The organism is Lacibacter cauensis (assembly GCF_007830055.1).
In the GTDB taxonomy this organism is placed as follows: domain Bacteria; phylum Bacteroidota; class Bacteroidia; order Chitinophagales; family Chitinophagaceae; genus Lacibacter; species Lacibacter cauensis.
The window spans coordinates 663,853-677,572 of record NZ_VLLE01000003.1 but is presented as its reverse complement, the minus strand read 5'-3'; the positions used below and the strand labels follow the sequence as shown (position 1 = coordinate 677,572).

Here is a 13,720-nt window from a genome sequence, read left to right as displayed (position 1 = left end):
GTACTTTTAATTACATTTTTCGACTCTGTTTTCTACAACCAATACAACACGAAATGAGCCGGATGAACTGCTGCCTGAAAATTGAAATAACAACTTTTTGGCGAATCACATTTGGTAAATTTCGCTCATCAAATAACAAATGACAATATGCGAATTCAACGGATCGGTTTCTTACGGCTTACAGCATTTGTAACAGGTGTTTTTCTTTTGCTAGCCACATCTACTACTGCACAGGTGAACATGGTGGAGTTTGGTAAGAACAGAGTGCAGCATACAAAATTCAAGTGGAGCTTTTATCAAAGTCCCAACTTCAACGTTCACTATACCCTTAATGGTTTGGAGCTGGCCAAGTTTGCAACACAGGTTGCCGAAGAAGAATTGCCGGGTATCGAAGATTTTGTTGAGTTTGCCGTGCAGCGTCGCATCAACATTGTTTTATACAACAACTTCAACGATTTCAAGCAATCGAATATTGGCCTCGGACTCGATTACCCGAATGCCGGCGGTTTAACCAAACTGGTCAACAATAAAATGGTGGTGTATTACAATGGCGATCATAACGATCTCCGCCGCCAGATCAAACAAGGCATTGCTAAAGTACTGGTTGAAACAATGCTTTTTGGTGATGATTTGGGCGAGTTTGCACAAAACCAGGCTTTGCTTGATTTACCGAAATGGATGACCGATGGTTACATTTCGTACGTGGCCGAAAACTGGAGCCCGAAACTGGACAACGAATTAAAAAGCGCCATGATTGGTGCTGAATATAAAAACTTCTACCACTTTGCACATGTACAGCCCGAACTGGCGGGGCATGCATTTTGGTATTATATCGAAGAAAAATACCGCAAGGAGAATGTAACCTACCTCCTCTACCTCAGCCGCATTTATAAAAATGTAAACCGTGCAACAAACACGATTGCCAAAAAGAAACTGAAGGACGTGTTGAAAGATTTCATGGTTTATAACCGTGATAAATATTTTAAAGATATCCGTGCAAGAAGAAATGTGCCGGCCGGCCGCTTAACGCTGCCCAAAGAAATTGGCAAGAGCGATTATTTCCGCTTCCAGGCCAACCCCAATCCGAAAAGTTTTACCTACGCTGTTGTTGAATACAAGAAAGGACAAACAAGAGTGATTCTGAACGAAAACTTTATCTCCGAAAAAACATTGTGGAAGAGTGGTGTTCGTAACCTCGAAGAAAAACCCAACCCCAACTATCCGTTGCTGGCATGGGACCCCAAAGGCACACGCATTGCCATGATTGTTTGGGAAAAAGGGAAAGTACTGTTGAATGTGTACGATGCATTCCGCCGTATTAAAACAGTGAAGAATGTGGAATTGCCTTTTGAACAGGTGAATGATATGCAGTACATGCTTGATGCAAATACATTGGTGATGAGTGCTGTGAAGGGCGGACAAAGCGATGTATTTGTTTACAAGATCGATCGTATGAAAGAAGAACAGGTTACCAACGATGTGTACGACGACCTTGATGCAAGTTTTGTTGCGTTCCCCAACAAAACAGGTATCATCTTTTCCAGTAACCGTCCATCGCCCAACGCACCAACAGGTGATACTGTTTTACCGAAAGACCGTTACAATGTATTCCTCATCGATAACTGGAACAAATCGGAGTTCAAACAAATTTCGCAGCTGAGTAATATTCCTTATGGTAATGCCCGCTACCCCATGCAATACAACATGAATCACTTTACATTCATTAGTGAACAAAACGGTATTGGTAACAGATGGGCAGGTTTCTTCAGCACAACAGCTGCAGGTTTAGATACAATTTTCCAGGTGGGTGATGAACTGTTGCGCAATCCCGAACCAAAAGAACTTGATTCAACATTGCAGGCGTGGAATAAACAGGAACCCGATTCAGTTTACACCTTCCGTGTAACCGACGACAGTTCGTATACGTTCCCAATCACCAACTATCAAAGCAGTGTGTTGGAAACACGCATTGCAGGCGATAACGGGCAAGTTACTGAAGTAAACCGCCAGGGTGAGTTTAAATTCCTGTACAAATTAAAAGTGGATGAAAATGTATTACGCAAACGCAATGTTAATGCACGTCCTACGGAGTATGTAAAACGTATGACGAGGATGGATAAAATTGCCGGGGAAGATAAAAACCAGCAAACAGATATTGTTGACAGCACATCGGTAATACAAAAGCCAGCTTCCGACTTTTTTGAAACAGAATTTAAAACAGATTCTGCACAACAAACAACAGAAAAGCTGATGGGCGCAAAATCGCAAAGCAGAGAAGAAGTGCTTAGCCGTATGCGTTTGTTCCCCTACAAAAAGAAATACTTTATTGATAATGTAAGCACCAACTTTGCTTCGAACAGCGCATTACTCATCAACCGTTTCCAACCTTATTCAGGTGCAAACGGCCCGGTAAACCTTGGTAATAACAATCCGTTAAACGGTATGTTCCGTGTGGGCGCAATGGAGTTTATGGAAGATTATAAATTCACCGGCATGTTCCGCATGAACTATGGCTTGCAGGATAATGAAGTGTACATGCGCTTCGATAACCTGAGACGCCGCATCGATTGGGGACTTGCTTATTACCGCTCCATTTCTTCACTAGGTTTACAAACGTCGGGTGGTACTATTAATAATGGAGCAACGGGTATTACCAGTATTTACCAGGCAAACCTTTCTTATCCGTTTAACGAAGTACAAAGTCTTCGTTTTACAGGAGGTTTGCGTCGTGATATGTATCATATTAAGAGCGATGACCAGGTGCCTGGTTCATTACAACAACAACCGTTCGATGAAAATTTTGCATTAGGCCGAGCAGAATTTGTACACGATAATTCCATCAATCCTGCTACAAACATCTGGGTAGGTTTACGTGCAAAAGCATGGATGGAACTGTTCCATCGTTTAGGTGGTAATTACGCTGTGCGTCCCGGAGACAATACGTTCAATTTCGGTTTTGATGTTCGTCATTATCTACGCATTTACCGCAACTTCATTTGGGCGGTACGTGGTGCTGCCGATGTATCGTGGGGTGATAATAAATTTATTTACTATCTCGGTGGTACAGACGGATGGTTGATGTTTGGCCCAAATACCGTTATCAGAAATGGTGTTGCAAAAGAACGTTATTTCAACACAGCCAATAAACCTGCAAACGATGTAAGTTATGTGTACGAATCGCTTGCAGTAAACCTGCGTGGCTTTACACAAAATGCAGCAAACGGAAACAATGCTGTTGTAATAAACAGTGAATTACGTTTGCCTGTTTTTGCTACGCTGTTTAATAAACCAATTAACAATGCGTTTTTGCGCAACTTCCAGTTGGTACAGTTTATTGATTTAGGTACTGCCTGGAATGGTCAGTACAATAAAATCGGTCGCCCGGAAATTACCTATACCGATCCAAGCAACCCCAACAGTCCGGTAACAGTAACCATTAAAGCTCCCGGCGTTGGACCATTCCTCGGCAGCTATGGTTTTGGTGCAAGAAGTACATTGCTTGGTTACTTTATCCGCTACGATGCAGGTTGGCAGATGAATGGTATTTTCAAAGGCAAACCACAAATGCATGTATCGCTGGGCTTCGACTTTTAATGTTTCAGTTCTTTGTTAACAGATGCCTGCTCTTCAAAAAGAGCAGGCATTTTTTTGAGTGTTTCATAAATGAGCAACAGCACGACTGTAAACAAAATTGTTACTGCCCATACACGTGGGTATGCGAGCGGTGAAATTAATTTTGTACCAATGCCATATGCTAATTCGAAAGGCTGTGTAAGAATGTGCCAGCTGTTGTAACGATCGTACCTGCCGAGATAAATACCAAAGCCGCATAACACGATAAAGCAAACAATGAGCACGTTTACTTTTTTAGCTGAGAAGCGTTGCAGCAATACACGTTCAATATTGCGTAATGAAAACAGTCCCATCATCAAGCCATTCCACGCTGCCATAAACAACAACACCAGATCGTAATACAGTGGCACGCCCGGCCGTTCCTGCAAATGAAACAGATCAGTAATTAAATAAGGCGAATTCGGGAAAAAGAGCAACCACAACCCAAACAACAACACATTACGCAAACTGTAAGATGCATTTGTGAGTTTACTGCTGAAATACAAGGGCAGCCATGCCAGGAATAAATTCCACGGTATAAATAAAAACAGGAAGCTGCCGGTATAGCCTACACGGAATACGTAGAGTAAAATGGGAAATCCTACAGAATAAAGAAAGATGCGTTGCATAGATTTACAATGAAAAAAGTTTTGGAATAAAGATGATGGCGCCGGTTATAGCAGCACCGGCACTGATAACCAGTACGGCAGCTGCAGCAATATCTTTCACTTGTTTTATTGCCGGGTGATGTTCGGGTGTTACATGATTACACAATACTTCAATAGCTGTGTTTATCAACTCCGCTGCAATTACTGCAACAACAGCCGTAACAACCAATAACCACTCCGTTGTTGAAATATGCAGAAAGAACCCTGCGATGCAAACAGCAGCCGCACTGCCTGCATGTAACCGCAGGTTGTATTCTCGACGTAATGCATACATTAACCCACTAATGGCATAATAGAACGACTTCATACAATTTTATTTACATGATATTGTTTGCGTACATCCATTAACAGCTCGGGCATAATACCAAACCAATCCAGTTGCGAAAGATCGCCGGCTTCTTTTCCTCTTGCATACGCTTTGCGAAACGATGCATAATACTCCGGCATTGTAACCAGGCCATACAGTACTGTTGCCAGCACCGGAAATGAAACACGGCCATTTGCCAGCATAAAAAACTGCAGACACACTTCGCCTTCGTCTGTAAACGGATAGCCCAGTACTACATGTTTAATATCGTGCCGCTCGTAGTACGGTAACAGCCGCAGATTATTTTCATTCAGCAATTGCCACACTTCGTTACCTACTGTATCAAAAGGCAAAGCGCTCAACTGTTCCATACTATATGGAAAAGCTTTTTTCCTCCGCACAATTTTCAGTACCGGTAAAGCAAACGTATGAGTAAGCAATACCAGCAGCTGACTTCGTAAATTCTTCAGCAACTTTATCATATAACAGGTGTTGAATTGTTAGCAGATTTTTTCGTGTCACCATACCAATCAATGCGTCTTGAATAGAACATAACAAACGCCAGCAGCATAAACAAGCCGATGCTGCCGAATAACAAGGCACCATCCTGCAACTGAATTAAAATATAAATGAAACCGTACAATGCAGAAAGGAAACTCGTTAATGCAATAGCTACACCTGCCTGTTTAAAAATGCTGTAGGTATAAGCTGTAATCAATCCAATGGTTGCAACAGATGCAATTACATACGCAATATTAAAACCGGTATACTCCGATACGGATAACAGCAACGTATAAAAAATACAGAGTGCCAAACCTACCAAAATGTATTGCAGCGGATGCACGCTTCGTTTCTTCAGTATTTCAATAAAGAAGAATAAGCAGAAAGTAAGCGCAATAAACAGTAACGCATATTTCACCGTACGCATCGTTTTACTGTAAGAGTCGATGCCCTGCAGCAAACCAACCCCAAAAGCATAGGTATGTACATCGTGTTTGCCGCTTTTCCAAACCTGCGGAATATCACGTGTAAAATGCAGGATGTTCCATTTGGCAGTAAAGCCGTTTGGTTTTACAACAGATTGTTGTGGCAAAAATTTTCCATCAAACGCCGGGTTCGCCCAACTCGATTGCAGTTGCACACTGGTTTGTTTGGCCAATGGTGTAAAGTACAATCGTTCCGATCCGTTGAGTTTTAGTTTTAGTTGAAATGTTGATGCGGTGTCTTTTAAACGAACGGCATCTGGTACCAACATACTTACTCCTGATACTGCTACTTCTGTTTCGGGAAAGCCCGGCTCCATTTCCATTGGCTGACCATTCCAGTTTAACACCAGCGATTCTGCAATACCACGGTTATCGGTAATACCCAAACACAAACGCACTTCGTTCCATTGAATATTATTCGGATCGATGCCGGCTTTTGCCAATTGTAAAGGAGAAATTTTTCCCTTCAGCATAATATCCGATTTGTATAATACAATTTTAAAAATGCTTCTGTGCTTTACTTCGGGCATCAGTTTGCCATCCACTTCCAACGCATCAGGCATGTAGTGCAGCATACGTTTATATGCCAGTACTTTTCCATTTTCAGCAGGTTGATAATCGAGATAAGGAATCAATAAAAACGGACCGTTAATCGTTTGTGCCGATGCCCACTTGGAACTTACTTCGGCAATTACCTCCGTTTGACGCTCCTGCCGTTCACGTACCAGGTCTTGAATAAAAGAAGCAGGAATAAGTAATACGAGCATAAGAAAACCAACGACCATCGATTTAAAAAAGAGCCCGTAGCGTTGCCAGAATGTTTGTTGTTGTGTACCCATTTTTTCATTTTTTAAAAGCGCTTTGAATTACAAAGTATAAATCCAAAAAAAAATTTACTTCCCCATTTGTTTGATCATTTGCTCCAATGCATCGAGATGAAGACGAAATGCTTTCTCTCCTGCTTTTGTAACAGCATACGTTGTATTTGTTTTACGGCCAACAAAGCCTTTGTTCACTTTTATATAACCGTTTTCTTCCAATGCTTTTAAGTGCGATGCTAGGTTACCGTCAGTTAGCTGTATCAGCTCCTTCAACTCGTTAAAGCTAACCTGGTCGTTTACCATCAGCGCACTCATTACACCCAGCCGCACACGGCTGTCGAAAACTTTCTGTAATTGTTCAATCGGATTCTTCATACGTTCCTGTTCTGATTCGTCTAAGCCTGCCGCTCGTATTTGTTCCACATTACAATACCGTAGATAATGTGCAGTAATCCAAAACCGGCGGCCCAAAAATAAAGACCATAACCCGGAAACCAACAACTGATTATGCCCAACAACAACATTCCATATCCTAAAAACCGTATTTCTCCCAGCGTATATTTTGCGCCGTTCACTAATGCGAGTCCGTAAAAAATTAAACATCCGGGCGCAATTAAGCCATATACACCAGCTTCAATCAGCTTTAATAAAAATAAGCCCCCCGCAACAAGCGGTACCGCCACATTCCAGATAAGTCGTTGCGATGTTGAACTCCACAAAGGAATACCTTGCCTACTGCTTCGTAAATAGGTGAAGATAACGGCCACTACAATTGCAGATATTAAGGTAACAGCTGCAATCATAAACAAGCGGTGACCCATAAACGAGTGAAGCATATCGAGACCTCCATCTGCATGCTCGTACTGCCGTATAGTTCCTGCCTTTGCAGTTTTACCTGCATCTGAACCTGCAATTACATCATTGGCAAACCAGGCACCAGCAAGTGCACATACACCTGCCCCCACTCCGCTTAAGCCACTTAAACTCAAAAAGCGGCTGCTCCTGTCCATAATATTGCGGATGTCCTTTATTGTTTCCAGCGTTTGATTTTGGTCTGTCATAAAAGCACTTTGTTTTACAAAGTAAATTCAAAAAGAGTTACTTCGCCAAATTTTCAACAACCTTTTTAACAGAAACTTCCGAAAAAGAGTAATGTTACGGGTAAATCTCTTAACGGTAGCAAAACAGGAATCGCTAATTTTATCGCTTTAACGATCACTCTGATAACCGGATGAAGTATAGCTTTCTTTTTGTGCTGTTTTGTGTTGCAGGTATTTCGGCGTTTACACAAACAAAGCTGATAACCGGCCTCGTTAAAGATTCACACTCCGACGAACCTATTCCATTTGCATCGGTTGTTGTAAAAAATACAACTACAGGTAAGCTTACTGATTCTGCCGGAAACTTTACACTGCACCTTACTTCTATCACTCCAACCGATTCCCTGCTTATCAGTTACGTTGGTTACAACAGTGTAACGATACCCATACCCGTAACAACAAATGATACTGTTTTTTTGATGATTCAACTGGAGCGTGGAAGCGCCGGCAAAGAAGTGGTGGTGAAATCCAAATACGGCAGGGGTTGGATCTTGTGGCGAAAAGTGGTTCGCCAAAAACCCGTAAACGATCGCTATCGTTTCGAAAATTTCGGTTACGAATTGTACAATAAACTTGAAATAGATTTAAACCGTTTCAACAAAGAAAAGTTTAAAAATATCCGCCCGTTAAAACCGTTTGGTTTTATTATGGATCAGAACATCGACAGTACGAGTGAAGAAAAACCCTTCCTGCCGGTGTTTCTTACCGAAACTATTTCTGACTACTATTTTCAAAAATCCCCTCTACGCCGAAGAGAAGAAATTAAAGCCAGCCGTACATCGGGATTAAAAAATGAAAGTGTACAGAAACTGCTGGGCGGCATGGATCAGAACATCAACGTATATAACAACTATATACCGGTATTTGATAAACGCTTCATCAGCCCCATTAGTGATAATGGAGATGCTTTTTACAATTACCGTGTGCCCGATACACAGTATGTTGCAGGCAAACGCTTTTTTCATTTAGTATTCTCGCCCAAACGTAAAGGCGAAAATACTTTTGAAGGCGATTGCTGGATACACGATACCACTTTTGCCGTACAAAAGATGAACCTGCGTTTATCGAAAGATGCCAATGTAAACTATGTAGAAAAGCTGAGTATTGTACAGGAGTACAAACTCGTGAACGACAGCATTTGGTTCCTGGCAAAAGATAAATTCATCATGGATGTATCGGCTATTGGTAAGCAGCAGTTTGGTGTTACAGGAAGAAAAACCACTACTTACAAAGACATCCTGATCAACTCCGGTGTAGTGTGGGAAAAGCTACAGAAAAATAAAAAGCTGGAAGAAACCATCTTGCTTGCCGGCTCAACAGAACAACCGGAAACTTACTGGACAGAATCGAGACATGAAGACCTGGCAAAGAATGAACAGGCCATTTACAACATGATCGATACGTTGCAGAATATGCCGTTGTTCAAACGCTACAGCGATATTGCCAATTTCCTGGCAACAGGTTACAAAGCATTCGGCAGTTTTGAATATGGTCCTTGGTTCAATGTCATGAGCTCGAATATTGTGGAAGGATTCCGAACCCGTTTGGATATTGGCACGAGTACCAACTTCAGTAAAACATGGTGGTTGCGTGGTTATCTTGCATATGGTTTTACCGATAAACGTTTTAAAGGCCGGGCAGAGATAACGCATTTGTTTAAGCGGGATCCACGTATGCGTTTATACATGTCGTACACCAACGATTACGATAATGGTCAACGTTATTACGATGAAGTAGGCACTGATAACGTATTTACATTAGCTGCACGAAAATCGCAGGTGCCCATTAAATTTTTACATGTAGAACAACAGCGGATTGAGTTTTCGAAAGAAACACATGCCGGTTTCACCTTTGAAATTTCTGCAACGAGAAAAATATTTGACCCCATCAGATCTTTACCATCAAAATCAATTTATCCAAACGGAGCAGGCGATGCCCTCAATAATACAGAAGTTGGTGTTCGTATCCGTTATGCTTATCTCGAACGTTTTTTAGAAGGAACTTTTTTACGATCAAGTTTAGGCAGTCCCTACCCGATTGCTGAATTAAAGTACAGCAGAGGTTTTCCAGGTTTTTTGAAAAGTAATTACCAATACCATCGTGTAAGTTTATCGGTACACGACTATTTTAAGATTGCGAACTATGGTGAAATGTATTACAATTTGTACGGTGGAAAAGTGTTTGGCACATTGCCTTTCCCATTGTTAGAAATTCATCCGGGTAACGAGATCTTTTATTACAATAAATATGCTTTCAACCTGATGAACAGGTTTGAATATTTGAGTGATGAATTTGCAGGTATTAACCTCGAACATAATATCGGCAACGGTATGTTCCGTTTGCTGGCTCCAACCCGTAAACTAAAGCTTCGCCAGTTCTGGACGGCAAAAATGTTGTGGGGCAGCTTAAGTGATGCCAACCGCAGTTTTAACCAAGTGGGTACCGTGTTCGATCGTGGTCATCAATTTCAATCACTTAATGGTAAAACGTATATGGAAGTAGGCACCGGTGTTGATAATATTTTTCGTGTGCTGCGTTTCGATTTTGTGTGGCGTTTATTACCACAACCCTTGCCACAAGAGCAATACAAACGTTTTGGCATTTTCGGCAGCTTCCGTTTACAGTTCTAGCAACAGCCTTTACTGATGCTGCATTTTACAACTCATCGATACAGTCTACAATCACCCTGCATGCTTTTGTAATTTCTTCTTGTGTTATGGTTAATGGCGGAGCTATACGCAAACAATTGGCTGCAAATAAAAACCAATCGGTAATTACACCATTGGCAATACAGGCATCAATTACTTTTTTATTTGTTTCAAAGCTGTCGAACACCAACGTCATCATCAGCCCACGGGAACGGATGGCTTCCACTTTCGGGTGTTGCAACAAACTGCGGAATAATTGTTCTTTTTCAAAAACACTTTCTACTAACTTCTCTTCAAACAACACCTGCAAAGCCGCCATACCTGCTGCACAACAAACCGGGTGACCACCAAACGTACTGATATGACCCAGCACCGGATTCTCTGTTAACTGCCACATCAACTCACGGTTAGCAACAAACGCACCCAACGGCATCCCGCCGCCCAATGCTTTGCCCAACAGTAAAACATCGGGCACTACATCAAACTGTTCAAACGCCCACAAGCTTCCGTTACGGCCAAAGCCACATTGTATTTCGTCGAGTATGAGTAAGGTTCCTGTTTCGGTACAACGCTTTCGCAAAGCCTGTATCCATTCACGCAAAGGCGCATTTACACCTGCCTCTGCTTGTATGGTTTCTGCTATAACGCAAGCTGTTTTTGTGGTAATGAGTGAAAGATCTTCAAACGAATTATAATTGGCATGATGAACACTCGGCAACAATGGACGAAAAGCATTCCGCCAGTATTCATCGCCCATAATACTCAATGCTCCTTGTGTGCTTCCATGATAACTGTTTTTAAATGCCACAATTTCAGCACGGTTGGTAACACGTTTGGCCAGCTTCATGGCACCTTCAGTAGCTTCGGTACCAGAGTTTGTAAAGTAAACAGAGTTGAGTGTTGCGGGTAAATGATCGGTTAGCAGTTTGGCATATTGCACCTGCGGCGTTTCAACAAACTCACCATACACAATGAGGTGCATATATTTATTTAACTGCTCCTGGATTGCTGCCAGCACTTTCGGATGCCTGTGCCCCACATTACAAACACTGATGCCGGCAATCAGATCGATGTATTCTTTGCCAGTTGCATCCCACATGCGGCAACCTTCAGCTTTTACAATTTCAAGAGCCAAAGGTGCCGGCGATGTTTGTGCTACGTGTTTTAAAAAAAGTTCCCGTTGATTCATAACTGATGCCTGCAAATGTCGGAAAACTTGAGGCAGATTTGGTACGAAAGCTGGCTTTTGCAGGCATCACCGCCTGCGTTTGCTAGTTTTCACTGAAAAAAGCACTGAAATAATATGAACCCTCAAAAAACATTGCGAAATTTACAGTTCAACTTAAAACCCAGTTCCGATGCCCGTAATACTCCCTGTAGAAGGCGTTTTTCCCAAGTTTGGCAACGATTGTTTTATAGCTCCCAATGCTACTATTGTTGGCGATGTAGTAATGGGCGACGAATGCAGTATTTGGTTTAATGCAGTGGTACGGGGCGATGTAAACAGTATTCGCCTGGGCAATAAAGTGAATGTACAGGATGGTGCGGTGCTGCATGCCACATACCAAAAAACCAAAACCATCGTTGGTAATAACGTAAGCATTGGCCATAACGCATTGGTGCATGGCTGTACCCTGCACGATAATGTGCTCATCGGCATGGGTGCTATTGTAATGGATAATGCGGTAGTTCACAGCAATTCCATTGTGGCAGCAGGGGCAGTAGTGCTGGAAGGAACGGTGATTGAAGCAGGTACTATTTATGCCGGCGTTCCTGCAAAAAAGGTAAAGGACATCAGCCAGGAGCTGATACACGGCGAAATTAACCGCATTGCGAATAACTACCTGAAGTATGCCGGATGGTTTAAAGAAACTGTAACAAACGAAAAACAATAACGGTACAACTATTGTCCATATCCAACTGTTAAACAATTACGTATATGAAACAGATCGCAAAAGCAGCGTTAGTCCTTTTTTTACTGTCATTTATAATGACGAGTTGCAACGTGTTTAAACGCACACCCAAAGAGGGCTGTCCTACCAATGGCAAAAATGTTGGTGCAGAGCGATTGCTGAGTGGTGAAAAAGTGAAGAGAGCGAAACGATTTAACAGTTAACAGATATAGGGCTTACTAACCCGCATTAATAACACCAAAAAATACCGCTATGAATCCAACATTACGCAACCATGTAGGATATAACGAAGCCGTACTTGACGACGATGCCAGCTTTGATAAATTTCATCGTTGGGCAGATATTCTTGCCGACAAACTGAAAATTTCTTTTACCAAAAAGCTCGATGATTTTGAAGCGCTGTACTGGGACTTCCTGTACAAAGGCACGGCACTCACCCTTAGCTTCAATATCTTCAATGGCATTTCTGTTTTTCCTTCGCTGGAGGAAAAAAGCGATCATTTTGAAAATGCAGCTATCGCTGAATTAGTAGATGCGTTGAAAGATGCTTCACCTGAAGAGTAATTACAAACTGTACTTTTCTGCAGTTCTGTTTGCTACTGCCAGTGCTTTTTATTTTCGATTGTGGCAAGAATACCACAATAGCTGATGTAGCGCAGCGGATGAATTTTTTCTGCTCTTACAGCTTCTTTTATTGCACAGCCAGGTTCTTCCAGGTGCAAACAATTATTAAACTGGCACTCGCCAATCAGTTGGCGCATTTCCGGAAAATAGTGCGATAATTCCTGACGGTCGATTTCAAATAATCCAAATTCTTTTACACCGGGCGTATCAATAATGCGGCCGCCAAACGGCAGGTCGAACATTTCGGCAAACGTGGTAGTGTGCATGCCTTTACCGCTCCAGCCACTTACTTCTTCGGTACGTAAATCCAGGTCGGGCATTACAGCATTGATAAAGGTCGATTTCCCTACACCCGAATGACCACTGAGTAAAGTGGTCTTATCTTTCAGTAAGGCTTTTACATCGCTTACCCCTTGCCCTGTTTCCATTGAAATTAAAAATACCTTATAACCTACCGCTTCGTACATGTTTTTCCATTCTTCAAACTGCTCTTGCTCTTTTTTACGGTACACATCGGCTTTGTTAAACACAATGATGCTCGGAATGTGATACGCTTCTGATGCAATTAAAAAACGATCGATAAACCCTTGTGAAGTGCGGGGTTCTTTCAACGTTGCAAACAGCAGACTTTGATCGAGGTTTGAAGCAATGATATGGTGCTGGTGTTTGTTATGCGGACTTTGCCGGTTGATATAATTTCTCCTGTCGCTGATACCCGAAATGATCCAGGTTTGCTCCACATCGTTATCCAACATCATCTCCACTTCATCGCCAACAGCGATTGGGTTGGTAGATGTGATACCATCAATTTTAAATTTTCCTTTGATACGTGCCTGCACAAAATCGCCTTGTGTTGTTTTGGCAACATACCAACTACCTGTTGATTTATAAATGATGGCTTTCATTGTGATGCAAAGAAAAGGAATAGATTGCCACGGAGAGATAGAAAAAATTATTCGCCACCAAGGCTCAAAGGCAGCAGGAAGCACAAAGAGAAAAAGTGAACAGAAAAGATAAATTACAAAAGCGAATTTTAACGGC

The 13,720-nt window shown here is 42.0% G+C and carries 13 protein-coding genes; 5 read left to right on the top strand and 8 right to left on the bottom strand.

The window, feature by feature from the left end:
• Positions 1-147: 147 nt before the first annotated feature.
• Complete coding sequence (locus IQ13_RS08190) at positions 148-3,594, top strand: hypothetical protein (protein ID WP_242009500.1); 3,447 nt, start codon at positions 148-150, stop codon at positions 3,592-3,594.
• On the opposite strand, the gene IQ13_RS08185 is transcribed toward IQ13_RS08190, so the two are convergent.
• Genes IQ13_RS08185 through IQ13_RS08160 form a run of 6 tightly spaced genes read right to left on the bottom strand, consistent with a single transcriptional unit; the run spans position 3,591 to position 7,455 of the window.
• Positions 3,591-4,241 (bottom strand): DUF1361 domain-containing protein, encoded by a 651-nt coding sequence (locus IQ13_RS08185; protein WP_144885809.1) that lies wholly within the window; start codon positions 4,239-4,241, stop codon positions 3,591-3,593. The two genes, IQ13_RS08190 and IQ13_RS08185, sit on opposite strands and share 4 nt — an antisense overlap.
• Before the next feature lie 4 nt (positions 4,242-4,245).
• Positions 4,246-4,587: a diacylglycerol kinase family protein gene (locus tag IQ13_RS08180; protein ID WP_144885807.1), complete on the bottom strand. Its 342-nt coding sequence runs from the start codon at positions 4,585-4,587 to the stop codon at positions 4,246-4,248.
• Entirely contained in the window at positions 4,584-5,069 is a 486-nt protein-coding gene (locus tag IQ13_RS08175) for a Coq4 family protein (RefSeq protein WP_144885806.1), read from the bottom strand. The genes IQ13_RS08180 and IQ13_RS08175 overlap by 4 nt, the downstream gene beginning before the upstream one ends.
• Entirely contained in the window at positions 5,066-6,412 is a 1,347-nt protein-coding gene (creD, locus tag IQ13_RS08170; RefSeq protein ID WP_144885804.1) for a cell envelope integrity protein CreD, read from the bottom strand. Before creD ends, IQ13_RS08175 begins: the two co-directional genes overlap by 4 nt.
• A 54-nt stretch (positions 6,413-6,466) precedes the next feature.
• Positions 6,467-6,769: a winged helix-turn-helix domain-containing protein gene (locus IQ13_RS08165; RefSeq protein ID WP_144885802.1), complete on the bottom strand. Its 303-nt coding sequence runs from the start codon at positions 6,767-6,769 to the stop codon at positions 6,467-6,469.
• Positions 6,770-6,789: 20 nt separating this feature from the next.
• Positions 6,790-7,455, bottom strand: a complete 666-nt coding sequence (locus IQ13_RS08160; RefSeq protein ID WP_144885800.1) for a hypothetical protein — start codon at positions 7,453-7,455, stop codon at positions 6,790-6,792.
• 170 nt (positions 7,456-7,625) lie between these two features.
• Here IQ13_RS08160 and IQ13_RS08155 point away from each other — a divergent pair, with 170 nt between their 5' ends.
• Entirely contained in the window at positions 7,626-10,124 is a 2,499-nt protein-coding gene (locus tag IQ13_RS08155) for a DUF5686 and carboxypeptidase-like regulatory domain-containing protein (RefSeq protein ID WP_144885798.1), read from the top strand.
• Positions 10,125-10,149: 25 nt separating this feature from the next.
• Here IQ13_RS08155 and IQ13_RS08150 read toward each other — a convergent pair whose 3' ends face one another.
• Positions 10,150-11,331: an aspartate aminotransferase family protein gene (locus IQ13_RS08150; RefSeq protein ID WP_144885796.1), complete on the bottom strand. Its 1,182-nt coding sequence runs from the start codon at positions 11,329-11,331 to the stop codon at positions 10,150-10,152.
• Positions 11,332-11,500: 169 nt separating this feature from the next.
• Here IQ13_RS08150 and IQ13_RS08145 point away from each other — a divergent pair, with 169 nt between their 5' ends.
• From IQ13_RS08145 to IQ13_RS08140, 3 genes are read left to right on the top strand one after another with little or no spacing between them, the layout of a single operon-like run.
• Positions 11,501-12,037 carry a gamma carbonic anhydrase family protein gene (locus IQ13_RS08145; protein WP_144885794.1) on the top strand — a complete coding sequence of 179 codons (537 nt, stop codon included), beginning with the start codon at positions 11,501-11,503 and terminating at the stop codon, positions 12,035-12,037.
• 44 nt (positions 12,038-12,081) lie between these two features.
• Positions 12,082-12,258, top strand: coding sequence for a hypothetical protein (locus tag IQ13_RS21360; protein WP_158637351.1), 177 nt, complete (start codon positions 12,082-12,084; stop codon positions 12,256-12,258).
• A 49-nt stretch (positions 12,259-12,307) separates the two neighbouring features.
• Positions 12,308-12,619, top strand: a complete 312-nt coding sequence (locus IQ13_RS08140; RefSeq protein ID WP_144885792.1) for a DUF3630 family protein — start codon at positions 12,308-12,310, stop codon at positions 12,617-12,619.
• A gap of 32 nt (positions 12,620-12,651) precedes the next feature.
• Here IQ13_RS08140 and rsgA read toward each other — a convergent pair whose 3' ends face one another.
• Entirely contained in the window at positions 12,652-13,584 is a 933-nt protein-coding gene (rsgA, locus tag IQ13_RS08135) for a ribosome small subunit-dependent GTPase A (RefSeq protein WP_144885790.1), read from the bottom strand.
• Between the last annotated feature and the right edge of the window lie 136 nt (positions 13,585-13,720).

Bases quoted from the DNA above. Each gene is read 5' to 3' on its own strand.
- rsgA (WP_144885790.1), bottom strand. From the start codon at position 13,584: ATGAAAGCCATCATTTATAAATCAACAGGTAGTTGGTATGTTGCCAAA.
- IQ13_RS08145 (WP_144885794.1), top strand. From the start codon at position 11,501: ATGCCCGTAATACTCCCTGTAGAAGGCGTTTTTCCCAAGTTTGGCAAC.
- IQ13_RS08180 (WP_144885807.1), bottom strand. From the start codon at position 4,587: ATGAAGTCGTTCTATTATGCCATTAGTGGGTTAATGTATGCATTACGT.
- IQ13_RS08150 (WP_144885796.1), bottom strand. From the start codon at position 11,331: ATGAATCAACGGGAACTTTTTTTAAAACACGTAGCACAAACATCGCCG.
- IQ13_RS08185 (WP_144885809.1), bottom strand. From the start codon at position 4,241: ATGCAACGCATCTTTCTTTATTCTGTAGGATTTCCCATTTTACTCTAC.
- IQ13_RS08155 (WP_144885798.1), top strand. From the start codon at position 7,626: ATGAAGTATAGCTTTCTTTTTGTGCTGTTTTGTGTTGCAGGTATTTCG.
- IQ13_RS08190 (WP_242009500.1), top strand. From the start codon at position 148: ATGCGAATTCAACGGATCGGTTTCTTACGGCTTACAGCATTTGTAACA.
- IQ13_RS08165 (WP_144885802.1), bottom strand. From the start codon at position 6,769: ATGAAGAATCCGATTGAACAATTACAGAAAGTTTTCGACAGCCGTGTG.
- IQ13_RS08175 (WP_144885806.1), bottom strand. From the start codon at position 5,069: ATGATAAAGTTGCTGAAGAATTTACGAAGTCAGCTGCTGGTATTGCTT.
- creD (WP_144885804.1), bottom strand. From the start codon at position 6,412: ATGGGTACACAACAACAAACATTCTGGCAACGCTACGGGCTCTTTTTT.
- IQ13_RS21360 (WP_158637351.1), top strand. From the start codon at position 12,082: ATGAAACAGATCGCAAAAGCAGCGTTAGTCCTTTTTTTACTGTCATTT.
- IQ13_RS08140 (WP_144885792.1), top strand. From the start codon at position 12,308: ATGAATCCAACATTACGCAACCATGTAGGATATAACGAAGCCGTACTT.
- IQ13_RS08160 (WP_144885800.1), bottom strand. From the start codon at position 7,455: ATGACAGACCAAAATCAAACGCTGGAAACAATAAAGGACATCCGCAAT.